Below are 20,929 nucleotides of genomic sequence, written 5' to 3' on the forward strand. Positions count from 1 at the left end.
TCTACCGGAGGCCGTGGACGCCGGCCCCGTGCGCGGGCGGCTAGGGTTGGGCAAAACCGGATCTATCGGAAGAGCCCCATGACGCGTGCAAGCCGGGGACCACAACTCCCCCTTAAACCTGACCATCCCGAGTACCACGGTCGTGGCGTGGAGACGCCGTTCGAGCACATCTCGGACGCCCTCAATGTGCACGAGGATGAGGGGCTGCACAAGGGCCTCAAGGCCCGCCAGGTGCAGATGATCGCCATCGGCGGGGCCATTGGCACCGGCCTGTTCCTCGGGGCAGGCGGACGCCTGGCCATCGCCGGGCCCTCCCTCGTTTTCGTGTACGCGATCTGCGGTTTCTTTGCGTTCCTGATCCTGCGCGCGCTCGGCGAACTCGTGCTGCACCGCCCCTCGTCGGGCTCGTTCGTCTCCTACGCCCGCGAGTTCTTCGGCGAGAAGACGGCGTTCGTCACCGGTTGGCTGTACTGGCTGAACTGGGTGATGACCGCCATCGTCGACGTCACGGCCGTGGCGCTGTACATGAACTTCTTCGCGAAGTACTGGGCACCCTTCGGTGATGTGCCGCAGTGGCTGTACGCGCTCGCCGCCCTCGCCGTCGTGCTCTCCCTGAACCTTCTGTCAGTGAGCGTGTTCGGCGAACTCGAGTTCTGGTTCGCGCTGATCAAGGTGCTCGCCATCGTGGCCTTCCTGCTGGTCGGCACCTGGATGGTCATTTTCGGCACGCCGATCCCCGGCCAGGAGACGGGCTTCAGCCTGATCGGGGACAACGGGGGCTGGCTGCCGAACGGGCTGATCGCATCCGTTCTCGTGGTGCAGGGCGTCATCTTCGCCTACGCCTCGATCGAGCTGGTCGGCACGACCGCCGGGGAGACCCAGAACCCGGAGAAGGTGATGCCGAAGGCGATCAACACCGTCATCATCCGCATCGCCGTCTTCTACGTGGGCTCGATCCTGCTGCTCTCCCTGCTGCTGCCCTACACCGCGTACAAGGCCGGCGAGAGCCCGTTCGTGACGTTCTTCGGCACGATCGGCGTCGGCGGCGTCGACGTGATCATGAACCTGGTTGTGCTCACCGCGGCCCTGTCCTCGCTCAACGCGGGCCTGTACTCGACCGGGCGCATCCTGCGGTCGATGGCGCTGGCGGGATCGGCGCCGCGCTTCGCCGGCAAGGTGAGCCGCACGGGTGTGCCGTTCGGCGGCATCCTGCTCACCGGCGTGGTCACCCTGCTGGGCGTCGCCCTGAACGCCGTCGTGCCCGACAAGGCCTTCGAGATCGTGCTGAACATGGCCGCCATCGGCATCATCAGCGCTTGGGGCATGATCGTGCTCTGCCAGCTGCGCCTGCACGCCTGGTCCAAGCTCGGCATCCTGCGGCGACCGGCGTTCCGGATGTTCGGAGCACCGTATACGGGGTACGCCAGCCTGGCCTTCCTCGTCGCCGTGCTCGTGCTGATGGCCTTCGACTGGCCGGTCGGCACGCTCACGATCAGCTCGCTCGTGATCATCATCCCGCTGCTGATCGTGGGCTGGTACGCCTGCCGCGGCCGCATTCTCGAGATCGCGAGCGCCCGCGAGGGGTTCACCGGCCAGGTGCCGATCCTTCCCAGCCGCCCGCTGTCGGACCAGCTGCGGGGCGCCGACCGGAAGGACACCGACCGCGAGGAGTAGCCGCCACGCCACCGATCGCCGATTCCCCCATGCGTGGAGCCGGGGCGGCTAGCATGGCCGATTGATCACTGCGCGGCAGATTGCCTCGCGATTTACGGAGAACTCTATGACCACCGAATCGGTGTGGCTGCCACCCCGCTCGCTCGCCCTCCTGATCGAGGAACTCGCTGTGCTGGGCAGCGACCCCGCCCCGAACGCGGCCACGTCCGAGCGAATCCGGGAGCTGCGCACGACCCTCCGCCAGGCCGAGGCCTCGGTCAAACCGGACGACGGCCTGGTCGAGCCCGGGATGAGGATCACCGCGATGCTCTCCGGCGACACCCGGGCGACCGTGTTCCTCCTTGGCGAGCGTGAACTTGTCTCCCTCGACCCTGAGGTGAAGGTAGACGTGTACTCCCCCTCGTCACCGATCGGCCAGGCCATCATCGGAACCCACGTCGGCGACACCGTCGCGTACACGACGCCGACCAACGTCAGCATTCAGATCGAGATCCTCGCAGCGGTCCCGTACACCGGCGGCCGGTGAACCGACACGATTGAGGGGTGCGGATGCTTCCGCGCCCCGCAATCGTGTCGTCTCAGCCGTTTCAGGTCGACACGCCGCCGGTCAGGCCGCCCGGCGGCGCACGACGACGTCGCTGACGATCACCAGCACGAAGGCCAGCACCAGGATTCCGACGTAGACCAGCGGCACGGCCTGCATTCCGGCCGAGCCGAGCAGCGCGGCGCCGAGAAGGGCGCCACCGCCGATCCCGGCGTTGAACGCGGTCGTGTAGATGGCGCTGGCGGTGTCACGGATGCGGAGCGAGGCCGTACGCAGCAGCCGCGTCTGCAGCAGCGGCGGCAGCATGCCGAAGGCCAGACCCCAGAGCACGAAGGCGGTGATGGCAACCGGCAGCGTCGCCGCGAAGAGGGCCAGCACGGTCACGCTCAGCGCCGACACGGCGATGCCGATGACGAGCCCGAGCTGCGGCCGGGGGCCGAAGACCGTGCCGGAGAGCACCAGGCCGACCGCGCCGGCAATCCCATAGGCGAACAGGAGCGGGGCGACCGCGCCGGAGTCCACGCCCATCTCGTCGATCAGGAATGGGGCGATGTACGTGTAGAACGTGTAATGCCCGACCATGGTCAGGCCGGTGATCACGGAAAGCAGGATCACGGCGCGCATGGTCGGGTCGCGACGCGGTTCAGCGATAGCAGTGGCGGCATGTGCGGCGGCAGCCCCCGCGTTGCCGGCCGCGGTCGGATCGCTTGCCGTGGCATCCGTCACGCGAGCACCATAGTGCGACACCGGCGGCAGGAACCGCCAGACGACGACCGCGCCGATCAGCATGAGGGCGGCGAGGGCCAGGAACGACAGCCGCCAGCCGAGCAGGTGCCCGGCGGCGGTGGCGATGGGCACCCCGAACACGAAGGCAAGCGTGCCGCCCGAGACGGTGATGGCCACGGCACGGCCGATCTGTTCCCGCGGCACGAGGTGCGCGGCGTAGGCGCCGACGACGGCCCAGAACAGGCCGTGGGCCATTCCGCCGATGATGCGCCCGCCCACCATGAAGGCGTAGTTGGGGGCGATGGCGGTGAGCACATTGCTGATCGCCAGCACCACGAGCACGAGCACAATCAGGCCGTGCCGCGGCAGGCGGCGGGTGAGGTGGGCGAGCGAGGTGCTCGTGAGCACCACGGTGAACGCGAACCAGGAAACGAGCAGGCCGACCTGTCCCTCGGTGACCCCGAGCGCCCGGCTCATGTCGGGTAGAAGGCCCGTCGGAAGCATCTCGGAGGTGACGGAGAGGAAGACGGCGGCGGCCAGGGTGAGCAGGCCCACCCAGGGGAAGGGTCGGGCGGCGGCCGCGATGCTCTCCGGCGCGTGCGGCGCTTCCGGCGCTTCCAGCGAGGGCAGGTCGATGGGTGCGGTGAATGACATGGCTCTGTGGCTCACAGACGGGAACAGGGGCAGCGCGGGTGTGCCGCGGGCCGGTCCGGATCGACTGCGCGCCGACGTGCGCGCCCGGGGCCGGCATGCTGCGCCGACCGCTTTCCAGCCTAGCCGACGGGCCGAGTGTGCGGCAGGGGGCCGGTAACCTAGTCCGATGACCTCTTCCCTCGCACCGCACCCGCGCCACCATTGGGTGATCACTCTCGTCTGCGTCGACCAGCCGGGTATCGTGCACGCGGTCAGCGGCGCGATCGTGCGGGCGCGCGGCAACATCACCGAGAGCCAGCAGTTCACCAGCGCCGACACCGGCCGGTTCTTCATGCGGCTGCAGGTGGAATCCGCGGCGAGCCAGGCTGATCTCGAGGACGAGCTCGCCCCGGTCGTGCGCAGATACGCCATGGAATCCGTCATCGACGTCGTCGGGCGTCCCAAGCGCACCCTGATCCTGGCCTCGACCGCCGGAAACTGCGTCAACGACATGCTCTTCCGCCAGCGCGGGGGCCAGCTGCCTATCGAGGTTCCGCTGGTGCTGAGCAACCACGGCACGCTGCGCGACCTGGTCGGCTTCTACGGGGTGCCGTTCGAGTCGCGTCCGGTGACGGATGCCGCCGGCAAGGCGGCCTTCGAGGCTCGCGTCGTCGATGCCATCACCGAGTGCGACATCGAGCTCGTGGTGCTCGCCCGGTATATGCAGATCCTCTCCCCCGCACTCTGCACGCTGCTGGAAGGCCGCGCCATCAACATCCACCACTCCTTCCTGCCCGGGTTCAAGGGCGCCAACCCCTACAAGCAGGCGCACGCCCGCGGGGTGAAATTGATCGGGGCGACGGCCCACTTCGTCACGGGCGACCTCGACGAGGGTCCGATCATCGAGCAGAACGTCGTGCGGGTGGACCACTCGCGCAGCCCGGCCGAACTCGTCGCCATCGGACAGGACGAGGAGAGCCGCACCCTGACCCAGGCGGTCACCTGGTTCGCCGAGCACCGGGTCCTGCTCGACGGCGCCCGCACCATCATCTTCAGGTAGCCTCCCGCCTCTCGGTAGGATGGGGCGAGTGACCGATACGAGCGCGACGACCAGTACCAGCCCCAACGACATCGTGCGCTTCCTGCTCGAATTGTTCGCGTTCATCAGCCTGGGCATCTGGGGCTTCACCGCGTGGCCGCTGCCGTGGCCGGGCATGCTCATGGGCATCCTGGCCCCTGCCTTCGCCATTGTGCTCTGGGCGCTGTTCCGCTCGCCCAAGGCGGTCTTCCGCCTCGACCCGTTCGGCAAGGCCATCGTCGAGATCAGCGTCTTCGGGGCCGCCGCGCTGGCCTGGTGGGACCTCGGCCTGCCGCTGGTCGCCGTGATCTTCGCCCTGGTGGCCACGGTCAGCGGCGTCATCTCGGGCCGCGCAGAACTGCACTGAGGGCGGCGGCCGCCGCACAGTCAGGCTGCCTTGGCTCGAACGGCGCCGGAAAGACGACGACCATCCGGTTGCTGTTGGGCATGCCGTGGCCGACGTCCGGGCAGGCGCCGATGCCCGAGGCACCATTGACCTCCTGGTCTCCAACCCGCTCGGGCGCTGCCAGTTGCTCCTGGCGCAGTTCGCCGCCCTCCCGCTGGGCACCATCCTGCTTGCTGAGGGGACCGGAGTCTCCATGGTCGTGCTCGGCGCCGTGGCCGAGATGAGGTTCCCGAAGGATAACGTGGCAACCGCGATGCTGCACCGGGAACTGCTCGGGAAGAGTCGGTGCGCTGGCGCTGGCGGCCGCATCGGGCAGAACCGTGCAGAACCGTGCAGAACCGGGTTGAGCCCGGTTGAGCCGGGTTGAGCCGGGAGGATCCCGGCCCCAAGGTTCCCCTGACGCCGGCCGAGCTTGTCAGACCAGGTGACGAACCCTCCCAAGGTTCCCCCGACGCTGGTCGAGCTTGTCAAGACCGGCGACCGGTCCTCCGGAGGTTCCCGCGACGCTGATCGAGCCTGTCGAGACCAAAAGCCAGACTCCCGCCCTACAGCCCTGTCCTCTTGCTCTGCAACACAATACGCGTCTGCTCCGGGTCGACTTCCGCCGGTGGACGCAGCCAGTACTGGCTTTTGGTGCGGGTTATCTTCCAGTGCTGATTATGCAGCAGCAAATGGTGCGGGTGGCACAGCAGCACTCCGTTGGCGAGGTCGGTGTACCCATTGTCCGTAAGCCACTCACTGATGTGGTGGGCCTCGCTCCAGGCCGGTGATCGGTCGCAGCCGACCCAAAGGCACCCGCCGTCACGCACTGCCATCGCGGCGCGCTGTGCCTCGGTGAAGAGTCGTTCGTCACGGCCGACGTTGATGATCTGACCGTCTTCGTCGAATTTGATGCCACGGGTGCCGGTGTCGCAGAGCAACCGGTCGATGGTGTCCTGCGAGATCGGGACGGGGTTGCCCTCGATCTGCCCGTGCGCGGCGGGTTCGGCCGCCTGATCCGGCCCGGCCTGCCCGGTCTGCCCGGCCTGCACAGTCTGCCCCGTCTTGAGCGCCTTTTCGGTCACGATCACGCGCACCGAGGGGCGTCGTCCGCCGAACACGCGGCCGGGGTCGGCCTCGCCGGCGATCGTGAGCAGCTGCACGAGCGAGTCCGCGTTGATCTGCTCGTTGCTGCGCGGGTCGTCCTGCATCTTCTCGGCCCAGGCGGCCCGCTCCTTATCGACGAATCGCACCCCGCCGCGGCGCGGGCCGGTGATGGAGTCAAAGGTCGAAAGCACGACTTCCCGTCTTCGGGGGCGAAGAGGCCGTTCAGGCGCACGTTCCCGTGCTGAGCCGGTAGACCTTCAGGTAGCGGTCGTCGTGGGCCTGCTTCTCCCGGGCGGCGATGCCGGCCTCGTCAAGGTGGTTACGCATCCGTCTTGCGCGTTTGAAGACATCGTCGGCGTTCAACGTTGACACCTCGGCCAGCAGGGACTCCAGCGCCGCTCCGAGCTTCTCGGCGGTGACAGCGGCGTCGATCTGGCCGAGGCCGGCGCGGATCGACTCGGCCGCGTCGACCGAGAGCGTGCCGGCGGTGACGGCCCGGGCGATCGGCGCGTGCCACGGCACCTTCGCGACGAATTCGGCAACCTCGGCGGCATCCGTGTCGGGCGACGAGAGCGCCTCCTCGACCAGCTTCTCGGCCGCCTCGGTGTCGGCCATCATCGTGCCGACTGCGACCAGTTTGTAGGCGTCACCCTTGGACGAGCCTGTCCAGTTCTGGATCAGGGCTTCCGGGGACAAGTACCCCTGCTGCGCCGCCAACCCCGAATGGCCGAGCTCCGGCCGCGAACGGTCAGCAATGGTTGCGGCCATCAACGCGGCATAGGTGTCGAGCAGACGGCGGGCGCATGCGATTCGCTTCTGGCCGGCCAGCGCCCCGGCGTCGGGAAGGGCTGCGAGGTCGGCGCGCGAGGAACGCAACAGCGCGACGGCGTCGGCCGCCTGCCTGAGGTCTTCTGCGAGGTTCGTCATGTTACGAGGATACCTCGTTGCGCACATGAAGTCGAGTCTCTGTCACTATTTATTGGTGACAGTTTCGTAGCTGTATTCGACCTCTCTCGGGGCGGGACTACGCCGGGCGGGCCTGCCGCGGCATCCGCAGCGCGTAGACAGAGGTCGCGAAGAACAGCAAGGCGCCGACGCCGAAGGCTACCGGATAGGAGGCGCTGTCAACGAGAAACCCGGCCGCGAGCGGGCCGACGATGGCACCCAGGTCGGAGAACATCGAGAAGACCGACACGGGTCGACCGCCACCGGCGCCGGCCGCGTCGCCGACGGATGCGGCCGGGGCGGTGCCCATGAACGCCGAGGCCACGCCGTAGAGGCAAAGCAGGGCCGTGAGCACGATGATGTTCGGCGCGAACGGGACCGCGAGGATGGTGACCCCGGCAACCAGGAACGCTCCGATGATGGCCGGGCGACGGCCCACAGTGTCGACGAACCGCGCGGCCGGCGCGAGTGCCACCGTCTGGGCGACGGCCGCGAAGGCGAAGGCGATGCCGGTCCAGGCGGTCGGACCCCGCAGCACCTCGACGACCAGCACGGGGATCAGGGCGTTGCGCACGCCGAACGAGTTCCAGCCGGTGGAGAAGTTAGCGATGCACGCCGCGCGGAACCGGGTGTCCCGCAGCACCGTTCGGAACGGGATGCGCTCGGGCGCCGGGCCGGCCGCGGCGACCCCACCCCGCACCGGGCGCAGCAGCACGAGCCCGAGGATGCCGGCAACGGCGAGCGTCGCGGCGTAGAAGAAGAACGGCGCGGTGAGCGAGATCGTGGCGAGGAGCCCGCCGAGCGCGGGGCCGGCCATCCCGCCGAGCAGGAACCCACCCTGGTAGAACCCGATGGCCCTGGCCCGGAATCCCGGTGCCGTGGAGCCGAGCAGGAGAGTCATGGCCGCCACCGTGAACAGGGCCGAACCGACGCCGCCGGCTCCGCGCAGGAGCAGCAGCTGCGGATAGTTCTGGGCCACGCCGACCAGCCCGCTGGAAACGGCGACGATCCCGATGCCGGAGGCCAGGATCACGCGTTCGCCGGCCCAGTCGATCAGGCGCCCGGTGAACGGGCTGGAGACGAAGCGCATCAGCGCGAACGCGGAGACGACGGCGCCGATTTCCAGGTAGCCGACCCCGAAGCTGCGCACGTAGACGGGCAGCACCGGCACGACGACGCCGAAGCCCACCATCACGAAGAACGCGATCACGCCGAGCACGTAGACCTCTCGGGACAGCCGCGGCCGGCTCACGCCGAGGTTCTCGCCGCCTCGGCGCATTCGTGCGAATCGCATTACCTCAGGGTAAGCCGTCGCTCGGTATCCGTCCGCCGCCCGCCCAGAACCGCACCCTGACGAATTCGACGGAGATTTTGCCCAAAACGGGTTCGAAACAGCTCGCAAGCGGCCTCGTGTCGCAAAATCTCCGTCGAATTGGTTCGACGCCGGACGCAGCGGGCGAGTCCGACCCCGCTGACGAACCTGGCGGCCGCTAGTTCTCCACCGCCACGACCGTCGAGAAGCCAGTGTCGCCGTAGCGCACCAGCCCGAGGTAATCCGTGCCCGCGACCAGACCACTCCACGAGGCCGTGTAGGTCGCTTCAACGCCCTGCACTCCCGGGAGAGGGTTCGGGGCAACGGTGAACGCTCCGGCGCCGGCACCCGGCGCGACCGTGAAGGTGGTCAGGTCGTACCGGTCGGTGCCACTGAAGACCGACGCGACAACCTCATAGTACCCGGCCGTCGGGTTCAGCAGGTCGACGTGTTCGTCCGTCGCCGCCGTGGCCGACTGCCAGCCTTCGATCGGCGTGCCGCCCTTGCCGCTCAATCGGTTGACCACCAGGTCAAGGTCGGCGGCGTCGGTTAGTGAATCAAGGTCGAAGCGCTGCAACACCGTTCCCGCCGGAACCTGCACGGTGAAGACGATCTCCGTTCCGGGGAGCCCCGTTCCGGTGTAGGCCTTGCCCGGGCCGCCCTTCTTCTCTCTGAGCAGCACGCCGGCCGCGAGGCCGTCGGTCGCCAGGGGGATGTCGGAGGTCGTGCCGGGCGTCACGCGGATGCCGACGGAGCCGGCCAGACCGGTTCCGTCGGCGGTGATCGGCGACTCGAGGGTGACGGGCTTGACCGCCACCGGGCTGTGCACGACGGTCGCGCCGCTGGTCCAGCTGAGCGAGCCGGTCGCGAACGTGTCGACGGGCGCATCCGTTCGGGAGAACGTCGCCGTGTAGGACTGAGTCTCCCCTGCCGCGCCGAAGGTCAGCGTGGACGGCTCGATCGTCACGTCGATGCCGGCGAGGCCGGACACCGAGGCGTCGAAGGTGCCCGCCTGGGTCGACGTCACCGTGCGGGTGATCGTCTCCGGCCGGGTGAGCGAACCGATGCCGATCGAGGCCAGGTTGAGGTTCGACGGGTCGACCGCGGTGACGGCGTCCAGGCCGCCCCCGGTGTAGCCGGCACCCTTGATGTAGGACATCCAGTCGCTCTCCCCGTTCAGGTAGACGAGTCCCGGCCTGAAGAACTTCGTCGGGTCGACGTGGCCGGCGCCCTGCAGAAACGGGTCGGTCACGGCAGCGCCGGAGCCGGTGACCGTGTCGTAGGCGGTGGTCATGAAGGCCGATTTCACCTCGGCCGGGCTCGCGCTCGGCGTCTGGCCCAGGTAGAGGGCGGCAAGGCCCGCCACGTGCGGCGACGACATAGACGTTCCGGACAGGAACTGGTACGTGCCTGCCGCGCCCGCAGCGTTGGCACCGCCGGCGAGAATCGCAACCCCGGGCGCCGAGACGTCCGGCTTGATGATGTCACTGCCGTCGGCAAGTACCGGTCCGCGCGAGGAGAACCCGGCGACCTGCGGGGTGGGCGGAGTGGTCCCGAGCGCATTGCCCGGCGTGAGGGTCACGGTCGCCCCGGCGGTGCCTGCGTAGGCGAAGGCCGTGGCGAACGCTTCGGCGTTGAGGTGCACCGTCGGCACCGCGTGCTGGTCAAGGTCGAGCGAGCTGGCCGTCTTGTTCACCAGCACCATGCCGATACCTCCGGCACGCTTCACCTCGACGGACTTGGCGACCCGGTCATAGACGCCGCGCTGACAGAACACGATCGTGCCGGTCACCTTGGCCGGGTCGAGCGAGTTCGGCCCGCAGAGCAAGGGGTCTGTTCCGCGCCGGGCGGCGACGAGGTCACCGCGCACCAGCGCACCGGTCACGCCGACGGTAGGGACCGTGATCGAGCCGCCGCCATAGGCAGGGCCGCTGCCGAGGGTGGCGGTGGCCTCGTAGCTCGGAATGGTGCTGGCCGCCACGGTGGTGATCCACGGCGACGCGTTATCGAGCGTGGAGGCGTCGGGACCGGCGTTACCGGCCGACGCCGCCACGAAGATGCCGGCGGATGCCGCGCCCAGGAAGGCGACGTCGGTGGCGGAGACCGTGGTCTGGGCCGCACCGCCGCCGATCGAGAAGTTGATCACGTCGACACCGTCGGCCGTGGCCTGGTCGATCGCCGAGAGGAGGTCGCTGGTGGCGCATCCGTCGTCGTCCTGGCTGACCGGGTCGGGGCCGGACCAGCAGACCTTGTACGCGGCGATCTTCGCCGCGGGCGCAACGCCCGAGATGGTGCCGAAGTCGATGCCACCGACCGACGCGGCGACGGCGTGGTTGCCGGCTGCGGTACCGCCGGTGTGTGAGCCGTGGCCGTCGCCGTCGCGCGGCGAAAGGTACTCGCCGACGCTTTCGGCACCGATCCGGGAGGCGCCGAACCCGTCGACGTAGTACCGGGCACCAACGATTTTGGTGCTGCAGTCGTCTGCGGTGAACTGCACACCCACGACGCAGGCGCCGGTGAAGGTGCCGCCGTCGGACTTGCCGAAGCGGATGCCGCCGTCGGCCGTGCGAAACGGAGCGTCGCCGAGATCGGTGCCGAGGGGGTCGCCGGCGAAGGACCCGTTCTCCGGGGCGATGCCGGTGTCGATGATACCGACGACGACGCCGGCGCCGGCCGCGTCAACGCCGCCGACCGCGTCCCAGACCCCGCCGACGCCGGCGGCGTCACCGAGCCCGAGGAAGTCGGTCGAGGACTGCGCCGTGACCCGGCGGATCGCGTCCTTCTCGACGGCGAGAACCTCTCGGTTCGCGGAGAGCGCGGCGGCCTGGACCGCGGTGAGTTCGGCGGCGAATCCGTTGAGTGCGGTCGTGTAGGAGACGCTGACGCTCACCCCGGCGGCCGCGGCGACCCTTCTCTGCTCGGTTGCGAGGTGCGCGGCGTAAGCGGTCGCGTTCTTCGAGCTCGCGTCGAGCTGCCGGCCCGGGGCCGGCTTGGTGGCGTCGAAACCGGCGACGCCGCCGGAGTAGGCGGCGACCGCGCTGGCGGCCAGCGTGACGACGTAGCGGCCGGCCTCGAAGGCGGTGGCCGGTTTTTCAATGGCCAACCGCGGAGCCTGCTGCGGTGCGGCGGCGGCTGCGACGGTGCCGCCGACGAGGGCCGCGGTAGCCACCAGCCCGACGGTCAGGGCCACCGCGGTGGCCCTGCACAGTGCGCGCGGCGGCCGGGGGTCGAGGTCCCAGGGTGAGAAATGCCGATTTCGTGAGTTCACGTGCATCATCCAATCCGTTCAACGACGAAAGGTTGACCCCCAACGGAGGCACATGAACTTGAAGCTAGCTGAATTCGACCTCAGACTGTGCAACTTGCACGCGTTGACACCTGAACTGGGGGCATCCAGCACAGTAGGGTGACGCGACTCAGCGACCCAGCGACTCAGCGACTCAGCGACTCAGCGCGCCGGCCGCCGCCGGCTTGCGAGCGGCGATCTGGGCCTGCACCGAGGCGTCCCGGCGGCCGCCGATCGCCCGCAACGCGTTCAGGATCGTGGCCAGGTCGACGAATTCCTGCAATAGTGCTCCCGCGGTGGCGGGAATGAAGCCGAACGCGGCCAGGACCATCAGGCCGAGGCTCAGAGCGATGCCGAGCCAGATGCTCTGCAGCGCGATCCGGATGGTGTCCTGGCCGATCGCGACCGCGCGGGCCGCGCGGGTCAGGTCGTCGATCAGGATGACGACGTCGGCCGATTCGCTCGCGGCCGTGGCCCCGCGGGCTCCCATGGCGATACCGACGTCGGCGACGGCCAGCACGGGTGCGTCGTTCACCCCGTCGCCGACCATGATCACCGGGCGGTGGGCCAGGCCACGCACGGCGTTGACCTTGTCGGCGGGCAGGCAGTCCGCCTGCACCTGCTCGATCCCCACCAGCGCCGCGATGTGCTCGGCGGTGGGCCGAGCGTCGCCGGTGAGCATCACGGTGTCCCGCAGGCCGAGCGCCCGCAGATCCGCCAGAGTCTGCGGTGCGTTCTCCCGCAGCGTGTCACTGGCGACGATGCTGCCGGCGAAGCGCCCGTCGACGGCGATGTAGATGGCCAGTTCGCCGCCCTCGATCGGGGCGGCCACGGCATCCGTCGCCCGTTCCCGGATGAACGACAGCTTGCCCACGGTGACCTCGCGGGCGCCCAGCCGGGCCACGACGCCGTGCGCGGGAACCTCGTTCGCGGTCTCCGACCCGATCAGCTCCAGCCCGCGGGTCCGGGCCGCCGCGATCACGGATGCCGCGAGCACGTGCGACGAGTACTGCTCCGCGGACGCGGCGAGTACGAGCAACTCGTCCTCGTCGAAGCCGGGCTCGGGAAGCACGCGGGCGATGGTGGGGCTGCCGTGGGTGAGCGTGCCGGTCTTGTCGAAGACCACGGTTTTGGCCCGAGAGAGCATTTCGAGCACCCCACCGCCCTTGACGATGATGCCGTTGCGGGCGGCCCGGCTCATGCCGCCCATGAAGGCGACCGGTGCGGAGATCAGGAGTGGGCAGGGGGTCGCCACCACCAGCACCTCGGCAAACCGGGCCGGGTCGCCGCTGACGATCCAGGCCAGGGCGGCGATCGAGAGCGAGACCGCAGTGAACGGCACGGCGTAGCGGTCCGCCAGGCGCACCACGGGGGCCTTGCTGGCCGATGCCTCTTCGACCAGCGCGATGATCTGCTGGTACTGGCTGTCCGCGGCGGTCGCGGTGGCTCGGATGGTGGCGGCAGCCTGGCCGTTGATCGACCCGCTGAGCACGGCGTCGCCGGCTTCGCGCTCGACCGGGAGGCTCTCCCCGGTGAGCGAGGACTCGTCGAAGACTGCGCTGACTGAGACCAGAGCGCCGTCGACCGGCACGATCTCGGCAGGGCGAACGAGAAGCAGGTCGCCCGGCCGCACGTCGGTGGCCGGCACGTCCTCGACCTCGCCGTTTCCGGTGTCGGTATCGGTATCGGTATCGGTGCCGGTGTCGGTATCGGTGCCGGCGCCGGCGCCGAGCCGGTGCGCGATCTGCGGGGCCCGCCGGAGCAGGGCGTCGAGCTCGCGCTTGGCCCGGTTCACGGCGAAGTCTTCGAGGGCCGCGCCTCCGGTGAGCATCAGCACGATGATCAGGGTGGCCACGTATTCGCCCACCAGCACCGTGGCGACGATGGCCGTGATCGCGAGCACGTCGACACCGAGGGTGCCGCCCAGCAGCCGTCGTACCATGCCGATCGTTTCGTAACCGGCGACCAGCAGGCCGAATCCACTGAACAGCCAGCGCACGGCATCCGTCTGACCGCCCAGGGCGAGCACCGCGCCGATGAGCCCGAGCAGCACGGTCGTGGCGACGAGCGGGTAACGACGAACGGCGGCGACCAGAGACGACATGGTCATATTCTTGCCTCACTCGCCGGCCACCGCCAGCAAGGAAAGCCTCCCCTCAGGGCCGGGAAAACCCGGAAAAACGCCTAAAAAAGGGCGGCAGCCTCACCCCCGGGGGGGGGTGAGACTGCCACCCTGTCGCTGCGGGTTAGGCCATGCGGGCCTGGAGGTTCTCCGCGATGGCCGCGAGGAACTCCTCGGTCGTCTGGAAGGCCTGCTCCGGGCCCACGAGAAGCGCGAGGTCCTTGGTCATCTTGCCGCTCTCGACGGTCTTGATGACCACGTCTTCGAGCGTGTTGGCGAACTCGGCGAGCGCCGGGTTCCCGTCAAGCTTGGCGCGGTGCGCGAGGCCGCGGGTCCAGGCATAGATCGAGGCGATCGGGTTGGTCGAGGTGGCCTTGCCCTGCTGGTGCTGGCGGTAGTGGCGCGTCACGGTGCCGTGCGCGGCCTCGGCCTCGACGACCTTGCCGTCAGGCGTGGAGAGCACGCTGGTCATCAGGCCGAGCGAGCCGAAGCCCTGCGCGACGGTGTCCGACTGCACGTCGCCGTCGTAGTTCTTGCAGGCCCAGACGTAACCGCCCTCCCACTTCATGGCAGAGGCGACCATGTCGTCGATCAGGCGGTGCTCGTAGCTGAGGCCGGCCGCGTCGTAGCGGGCCTTGAACTCGGCGTCGAAGATTTCCTGGAAGATGTCCTTGAAGCGGCCGTCATAAGCCTTGAGGATCGTGTTCTTCGTCGACAGGTAGACCGGGTACTTGCGCTCGAGGCCGTAGTTCAACGACGCGCGGGCGAAGTCGCGGATGGAGTCGTCGAGGTTGTACATCCCCATCGCGACGCCGCTGCCGGGGGCCTGGAATACCTCGAACTCTTGCGGGGCCGAGCCGTCCTTCGGGGTGAAGGTCATGCTGAGCGTGCCCTCGCCCTCGAAGCGGAAGTTGGTGGCCTTGTACTGGTCGCCGAACGCGTGGCGGCCGATGATGATCGGCTTATTCCAGCCCGGCACGAGGCGCGGGATGTTCGAGATGATGATGGGTTCGCGGAAGATGGTGCCGCCGAGGATGTTGCGGATGGTGCCGTTGGGCGACGCCCACATCTTCTTCAGGCCGAATTCCTCGACGCGCGCCTCGTCGGGCGTGATGGTCGCGCACTTGACGCCGACGCCGTGCTTCTGGATGGCGCGGGCCGAGTCGATCGTGATCTGGTCGTCGGTCTCGTCGCGCTTTTGGATCGACAGGTCGTAATACTCGAGGTCGATGTCGAGGTACGGGTGGATCAAGGTCTCCTTGATCGCGTGCCAGATGATGCGGGTCATCTCGTCCCCGTCGAGCTCGACGACAGTGCCTTCAACCTTGATCTTCGCCAATGGAAATCTCCTCAGAATATCGGGGGGCAAGAATAGCCACACCGATTCTAGTGGAGCGACGTAACTATCTTGACATCGAGACAGTTTCCGGATCTTCCGGATGGGGCCACCCCCCACGCCCTGTCGTCCGAAAACCCGACTACCGGCCGGCTCCGGTGCACGTTAGCCTGTTCGCATGGGTGAACTACGACTGGAAGAACTGTCCGCGCGCAACATCGTCGCGGCGAACAGCCTGAGCCTGAAACCGGGTCAGGAGCAGTTCATCGCCCCCGTCTCCTACGCGGTCGCGGCGTCCGTCATCAACCCTGCTACCGCCTGGCAGCGCGTCGTTCTGCTGGACGGCGAGGTTGCCGGCTTCATTCACGGAAACTTTGACCCCGACTCACCGCACGAAGAATTCCGTGCCTGCATCTGGCGCATCAACGTGGACGCGGAGGCCCAGGGCAAGGGTGTCGGCAAGTTCGCCGCAGACGCACTCGCCGCCGAGGCCCGCAAGCGCGGCTTCGACCACATCACCGTGATCTGGGAACCCGGCGAAGAGGGGCCGGAGTCGTTCTTCCACCGCCTGGGCTTCAGCGACATCGGCCAAACCGTCTACGGCGAGATTATCGGCGCATTGCAGCTCTGACTCGCAGCCGATGACGGATGCCGGCACCCGGGAACCTGCCTTCGTCACGCACGTTCTCGGAATCGTGGAGTCGATCCCGGCCGGTCGCGTGATGACCTACGGTGATGTCGCGGCCGTGCTCGGCTCCCGTGGAGCCCGCCTGGTCGGGCAGATCATGGCGCGCCACGGCACCGCGCTGCCCTGGTGGCGTGTGATCCGGGCCGGCGGACGCCCGCCGATCGGGCACGAGGAGCGCGCGCTCCCCCACTACACCGCGGAGGGCACCCCGTTGAAGGCCGGGGCATACGGCTACCGCATCGATTACGCGGCGGCGCGCTGGAGCCCCGCATAGCGATCACCGCCCGGGGTTGCCCGCAATGCTTGGTTCGAGGCTGCGCCGGATGCTACCGTTTTTCATGGACAGCGAAAGCACAGCCGCACACACCGCCCTCGATCCCGTCGTCACCGACCCGGGCGCCTACCGAGTACTGCTTGAGAACGACCGCGTTCGCGTGCTCGAGTTCCTCGACGCTCCCGGCGATGAGACCAATCCCCACGAGCATCCCGACAGCGTCATGATCACGCTCAGCGCCTACGCCCGGCGCCTGTCGTCGGAGGGCCGCGAAATCGACGTCGAGCTGCCCGCCGGCGAGACCCGCTGGCTGCCGGCCCAGGAGCACGCCGGCGTAAACATCGGCCGCACGCCGACGCACGCGATCTTCGTCGAACTCAAGGAATCGCCCGCGATCCCGCGGGATCCCAGCTACCACCCGCTCGGACCGGTCGCCTCCAACCGCCCCCTGACGGGCACGCCGCTCTCCGACGACTCGAGCGACGAGGAAAAGGCCTGGGGGTTCGCCTAACCGCTCGCGCCGCGAGTCGCGTCGCCGATCACACCAGCGAGTCGCGCCAGGCGGCGTGCAGCTGCGCGAACCGGCCGGTGCCGGCGATCAAGTGGTCGGGCGTGCCGTCCTCCACGATGCGCCCGTGCTCCATCACGAGCACCCGGTCGGCGATCGCCACAGTCGATAGGCGATGCGCGATGATCACGGCGGTGCGTCCCCCGAGCAGTGTCTGCAGCGCCTGCTGCACGAGGCGTTCACTCGGGATGTCCAGACTCGAGGTGGCCTCGTCGAGGATGAGCACCGCCGGGTCGGCCAGGAACGCCCGAGCGAACGAGATCAGCTGCCTCTGCCCGGCGGAGACGCGCCCGCCGCGCTTGTTCACGTCGGTGTCGTACCCGTTCGGCAGCCCCGCGATGAAGTCGTGCGCGCCGACCGCTCGGGCCGCCGCCACGATCTCGGCGGGCGTCGCATCCGGTTTGCCGATCGAAATGTTGTCGGCGACCGAACCGCTGAACAGGTAGGCCTCCTGGGTGACCATGACGATCGCTCGGCGCAGGTCCTTGGGGTGCAGGTCGCGCAGGTCGACGCCGTCGAGGGTCACCTGACCCACCGACGGGTCGTAGAAACGCGCCATCAGCTTGGCCAGGGTGGACTTACCGGCCCCGGTCGACCCAACCAGGGCGATGGTCTGCCCGGCCGGGATCGTCAGGTCGAACTGCGGCAGGATGACCCGGTCGCTCTGGTATTCGAATTGCACGTTCTCGAACGAGACCGCACCCTTTGCCGCCCAGAGGTCGACCGGCGTCACCGGGTCCGGCACTCCGGGATGCTCCTCGAGCACCCCGGAGATCTTCTCCAGCGCCGCGGCGGCCGACTGGTAGGAGTTGTAGAACATCGCCATCTCCTCCATCGGGTCGAAGAACCGGCGGGTGTAGAGCAGGGCCGCGAGCAGCGCGCCGATATAGAGCTGGCCGTCGACGACGCGGAACCCGCCGACCAGGAGAACGACCGCGACGGCCACGTTCCCGATCAACACGAGACCCGGATCGAAGATGCCGAACAGCTGGATGACCCGCTCATTCACCTTGCGGTAGTCCTCGACCAGTTCGCCGAACACCTTCTCGTTGCGTTTCTCCGCCCGGAAGGCTTTGACCGCACGGATGCCGGTCATGGTCTCCACGAACTGCACGATCAGGCTCGCCGACGCCGTTCTCGACCGGCGGAAGAGCGTTTGCGAGCGCACCTGGAACCAGCGGGTGAGCAGCGCCAACGGCACGATCGACGCGAGCAGGACAAGCCCGCTCGTACCGTCGAGCAGGAACAGGGCGATCGCCGTGAACACCATGTACAGCAGCCCCTGCACGAGCTGGTTGATGCCCGAATCCAGCAGTTCCCGGATGGCGTCGAGGTCGCTGGTCTGCCGGGAGATGATGCGCCCCGAGGTGTACGACTCGTGGAATTCGAGGCTCAGCCGCTGCGTGTGCAGGAAGACCCTCTTGCGCAGGTCGATCAGCACGGCCTGGCTGATCCGCGCCGACATGATCGTGTACCAGGCGATCAGGATGGCCCCGACCACACCCGTGGCGAGGTAGACCACCCCCGTGGCGGCCAGCGGCACCCAGTCCTGCTCCATCAGCGCGGGCAGACCGCGGTCGATCCCGAACGCGATCAGGGCCGGGCCGGCCACCTGCGCGGCCGTGGACACGACCACGATCAGCATTGCCGCGAGGACCGAAAAGCGCACCGGGTGCAGCAGCGACCCGAGCAGGCGCAGCGACCGGCCCCGGATCTGCTTGCTCTCCGCGGCGGTGAAGTTGCTGCGGTCTTCGCCCTCGACACCGGTGACGGTCATCGCGCCGCCTCCTCTCGTGCGGACTCTCGTCGTTCTTCGTCTTCCAGGCTCGAGATGACGAACTTGTAGTGTTCGCTCTCGCGGAGTAGATCGGAGTGCCGTCCGATCGCGGTGACACGCCCGTTCTGGAGCAGCGCCACCCGGTCGGCGAGCATCACGGTGGACGGCCGGTGCGCCACGATCAGCGCCGTGGTCGCGGAGAGCACCTCGCGCAGCGCGGCTTCGACAAGGGACTCGGTGTTCACGTCGAGCGCCGACAACGGGTCGTCGAGCACGAGCACGGCGGGTTTCGCCGCCACCGCCCGCGCGAGCGCGATCCGCTGCCGCTGGCCGCCGGAGAGGCTCATCCCTTCCTCTCCGACGAGCGTGTCCACGCCCTCCGGGAGGTCGTGGGCGAAGCCGGCCTGGGCAACCATGAGCGCCTCCTCGAGTGCGGCATCCGCTTCGGGCGAGCGCTCGGCCCACTCCGGACGGCCGAGCAGCACGTTGTCGCGCACGGATGCCGAGAACAGCGTCGCATCCTCGAACGCCATCGACAGGTGGCGACGCAGTTCCTCGCGGCCGAGGGAGCGCACGTCGACCCCGTCGAGGGTCACCGCCCCCTCCGTCACGTCGTAGAGGCGGGTGGTGAGCGCCGTCAGGGTGGACTTGCCGGAGCCGGTCAGACCAACGAGCGCCATGGTCTCCCCCGGTTCGAGCACCAGGTCCACGCCGTCGAGCAGGTCCGGGAAGCGGCTCGGCGAGTCGGGGTAGCGGAAGTGCACGTTCTCGAACGCGAGGCGGCCGCGGGGCCGGTCGACGGTGACGGGATGCTCGGGGTCGGTGATGGCGTTCGGCGCGTCGAGCACGTCGAAGAACCGGTCGGTCGCGGTGCGGGCATCGAAGGTCATCGACAGCAGGAACCCGACCGACTCGATCGGCCAGCGCAGCACGGTGGCCGTGGCGAAGAAGGCCACGAGCCCGCCCACGCTGAACTCGCCCTGGCCGGCCAGCCAGACACCGGCGACGAGGCAGAGGGCGAAGGCCACATCCGGGATCATCAGCAGCCACAGCCAGATGCCGGCGATGGCGCGCGCCTTCTCGATCTCGGTGCCGCGCAGGCTCTCGGCCTGGTCGGAGAAATTCTTCAACGCGAACTTGCCGCGCCCGAAGGCCTTGAGCACCCGGATGCCGTGCACCGACTCCTCGACGGCCGTCGCGAGGTCGCCGGCCTGGTCCTGGCTGCGCCGCGCAACGACGGAGTATTTCTCCTCGAACAGGTAGCCGACGATCCACAGCGGCACGGAGCAGACGAGGAAGATGAGGCCGAGGATCCAGTTCATCGACACCAGGATGGCGGCGCCGATCACAACGGTGACGACGTTCACGATGAGCAGCACGAGGCCGAACGAGATCCAGCGGCGGATCAGGTTGAGGTCGCTGACGGCGCGGGAGAGCAGTTGGCCGCTCGGCCACTTGTCGTGGAATGTGACCGGGAGGTCCTGCAGCCGGGCGTAGAGCGCGTTGCGCATCCGGGCCTCGATGTGGGTGCCGGGGCCGAGAACGAACCAGCGGCGCAGTGCGATCAGCACCGCCTCGATCACGCCGAGGGCGAGTACCACGATGACGGCCGGCCAGATCTGGGCGGCGTCCTGCTGAGTCAGGGCACCGTCGACGAGGCGCTGCAGCACCTGCGGGATGGTGAGCGCCACAAGCGCCGCCAGCAGGGCGGCGAGCATGCCGAGGGCCAGCCGCGGCAGGGCCGGCCGGGCGAAGGGGTAGAGGCGCAGCAGCACCTGGAGGGTGTTCCTCCGGGGCAGGGCAACGGGGTCGGTTCCCGCTGCGGGGTCGGGGTCGGGCGGATGGCTGTGGTCGGTGAGCGTGGTCACGAGTGAGTCCTGAACGAGTCTGGTTCCAGTGAACGGCGGCGCGCGGCGCCGGGAGGCCGACGACGAGTACGTCGGTCGGCGGGGGTGGAAGCCGTAGCTTCCGGGGGCAGCATGGCTGCCGGCCTGCGGGGCGGAGCCGGTCGCTGGGTGTCAGCGGCCCGGAGTCAGGCCCGAGGCGGGGCGGGAGATCGCGGGAGGGGGCAGGCTAAGCGGCGCGCGGGAACGAGGTGGCTGCGCCAAGGCGCGCGCCGACGTTCGCACACGTTGCGATCGTGAACGGTGCTGTCTTGGTCATGTCGGCCTCCTGAGCGCGTGGTGTCTGAGCTGTGCCCCCCTGATCAGGCAGCTTTTCAGACTACGGTTCCGGGGCCTCGGGCGCAAGCGCCGAATTCGGGGATCGGGATTCAGCGCACCCGTACGCTCAGGCAGGTGACGCAGCCCTCGAGCTTCTCGAAGTCGGAGATGGGTGGCTCGGATTCGGCGCGCCGGTCATGCGCCGCTCCGCGCGTGGCATGCCGTGCGCGGAGCGGCGCAGCACGCGCGCAGCGCCGGCGAGGCGACCGGGGAGCCGCCCGGGGCGGCTACCGCGGGCGGGCGGCGTCCAGC

17 protein-coding genes are annotated in these 20,929 nt (G+C 68.8%); 8 read left to right on the forward strand and 9 right to left on the reverse strand.

Annotated elements, in window-relative coordinates; translation table 11 throughout:
• Window positions 1-78 precede the first annotated feature (78 nt).
• The gene (locus E3O54_RS09045; protein ID WP_134401434.1) at window positions 79-1,674 is read left to right on the forward strand and encodes an amino acid permease; all 1,596 of its coding nucleotides are present in this window, start codon (window positions 79-81) and stop codon (window positions 1,672-1,674) included.
• Window positions 1,675-1,780: 106 nt separating this feature from the next.
• Window positions 1,781-2,200 carry a GreA/GreB family elongation factor gene (locus tag E3O54_RS09050; RefSeq protein ID WP_134401435.1) on the forward strand — a complete coding sequence of 140 codons (420 nt, stop codon included), beginning with the start codon at window positions 1,781-1,783 and terminating at the stop codon, window positions 2,198-2,200.
• A gap of 81 nt (window positions 2,201-2,281) precedes the next feature.
• Here E3O54_RS09050 and E3O54_RS09055 read toward each other — a convergent pair whose 3' ends face one another.
• Window positions 2,282-3,598: an MFS transporter gene (locus E3O54_RS09055; RefSeq protein WP_134401436.1), complete on the reverse strand. Its 1,317-nt coding sequence runs from the start codon at window positions 3,596-3,598 to the stop codon at window positions 2,282-2,284.
• Window positions 3,599-3,764: 166 nt separating this feature from the next.
• On the opposite strand from E3O54_RS09055, the gene E3O54_RS09060 reads away from it, so the two are divergent.
• The 3 genes from E3O54_RS09060 to E3O54_RS16325 all read left to right on the forward strand — a co-directional run bounded on the left by E3O54_RS09060 (window position 3,765) and on the right by E3O54_RS16325 (window position 5,428).
• Window positions 3,765-4,637 carry a formyltetrahydrofolate deformylase gene (locus tag E3O54_RS09060; protein WP_134401437.1) on the forward strand — a complete coding sequence of 291 codons (873 nt, stop codon included), beginning with the start codon at window positions 3,765-3,767 and terminating at the stop codon, window positions 4,635-4,637.
• Between the two features lie 28 nt (window positions 4,638-4,665).
• Entirely contained in the window at window positions 4,666-5,022 is a 357-nt protein-coding gene (locus E3O54_RS09065) for a YrdB family protein (protein ID WP_233191284.1), read from the forward strand.
• Between the two features lie 85 nt (window positions 5,023-5,107).
• Window positions 5,108-5,428 carry a hypothetical protein gene (locus E3O54_RS16325; protein ID WP_166805231.1) on the forward strand — a complete coding sequence of 107 codons (321 nt, stop codon included), beginning with the start codon at window positions 5,108-5,110 and terminating at the stop codon, window positions 5,426-5,428.
• Between the two features lie 178 nt (window positions 5,429-5,606).
• On the opposite strand, the gene E3O54_RS17155 is transcribed toward E3O54_RS16325, so the two are convergent.
• From E3O54_RS17155 to E3O54_RS09100, 6 genes are all read right to left on the reverse strand, one after another.
• Window positions 5,607-6,338: a DUF222 domain-containing protein gene (locus tag E3O54_RS17155; protein WP_134342223.1), complete on the reverse strand. Its 732-nt coding sequence runs from the start codon at window positions 6,336-6,338 to the stop codon at window positions 5,607-5,609.
• Window positions 6,339-6,369: 31 nt separating this feature from the next.
• The gene (locus E3O54_RS17160) at window positions 6,370-7,074 is read right to left on the reverse strand and encodes a DUF222 domain-containing protein (RefSeq protein WP_166784706.1); all 705 of its coding nucleotides are present in this window, start codon (window positions 7,072-7,074) and stop codon (window positions 6,370-6,372) included.
• Between the two features lie 97 nt (window positions 7,075-7,171).
• Window positions 7,172-8,386, reverse strand: coding sequence for an MFS transporter (locus tag E3O54_RS09085; protein WP_241972965.1), 1,215 nt, complete (start codon window positions 8,384-8,386; stop codon window positions 7,172-7,174).
• A gap of 196 nt (window positions 8,387-8,582) precedes the next feature.
• A complete protein-coding gene (locus E3O54_RS09090; protein ID WP_241976828.1) occupies window positions 8,583-11,672 on the reverse strand; it encodes a S8 family peptidase in 3,090 nt (1,029 codons plus the stop codon).
• A gap of 172 nt (window positions 11,673-11,844) precedes the next feature.
• On the reverse strand, window positions 11,845-13,794 hold the full coding sequence (locus tag E3O54_RS09095) for a heavy metal translocating P-type ATPase (protein WP_134401440.1): 1,950 nt from the start codon (window positions 13,792-13,794) through the stop codon (window positions 11,845-11,847).
• Between the two features lie 142 nt (window positions 13,795-13,936).
• Window positions 13,937-15,151, reverse strand: a complete 1,215-nt coding sequence (locus E3O54_RS09100) for an NADP-dependent isocitrate dehydrogenase (protein ID WP_104100190.1) — start codon at window positions 15,149-15,151, stop codon at window positions 13,937-13,939.
• 175 nt (window positions 15,152-15,326) lie between these two features.
• Here E3O54_RS09100 and E3O54_RS09105 point away from each other — a divergent pair, with 175 nt between their 5' ends.
• From E3O54_RS09105 to E3O54_RS09115, 3 genes are all read left to right on the forward strand, one after another.
• Entirely contained in the window at window positions 15,327-15,779 is a 453-nt protein-coding gene (locus E3O54_RS09105) for a GNAT family N-acetyltransferase (RefSeq protein WP_104100191.1), read from the forward strand.
• Window positions 15,780-15,789: 10 nt separating this feature from the next.
• Window positions 15,790-16,110, forward strand: a complete 321-nt coding sequence (locus tag E3O54_RS09110) for an MGMT family protein (protein WP_104100192.1) — start codon at window positions 15,790-15,792, stop codon at window positions 16,108-16,110.
• A 64-nt stretch (window positions 16,111-16,174) separates the two neighbouring features.
• Window positions 16,175-16,621, forward strand: coding sequence for a cupin domain-containing protein (locus E3O54_RS09115; RefSeq protein ID WP_198411461.1), 447 nt, complete (start codon window positions 16,175-16,177; stop codon window positions 16,619-16,621).
• A 28-nt stretch (window positions 16,622-16,649) separates the two neighbouring features.
• Here the strand turns inward: E3O54_RS09115 and E3O54_RS09120 are convergent, their stop codons facing one another.
• Together E3O54_RS09120 and E3O54_RS09125 are read right to left on the reverse strand one after the other, a co-directional pair.
• Complete coding sequence (locus tag E3O54_RS09120; RefSeq protein ID WP_104100193.1) at window positions 16,650-18,455, reverse strand: ABC transporter ATP-binding protein; 1,806 nt, start codon at window positions 18,453-18,455, stop codon at window positions 16,650-16,652.
• Window positions 18,452-20,173, reverse strand: a complete 1,722-nt coding sequence (locus tag E3O54_RS09125; protein ID WP_104100201.1) for an ABC transporter ATP-binding protein — start codon at window positions 20,171-20,173, stop codon at window positions 18,452-18,454. The genes E3O54_RS09120 and E3O54_RS09125 overlap by 4 nt, the downstream gene beginning before the upstream one ends.
• Window positions 20,174-20,929 lie beyond the last annotated feature (756 nt).

The sequence above is a fragment of the Cryobacterium sp. TMT2-4 genome (genome assembly GCF_004402575.1).
Lineage (GTDB): Bacteria > Actinomycetota > Actinomycetes > Actinomycetales > Microbacteriaceae > Cryobacterium > Cryobacterium sandaracinum.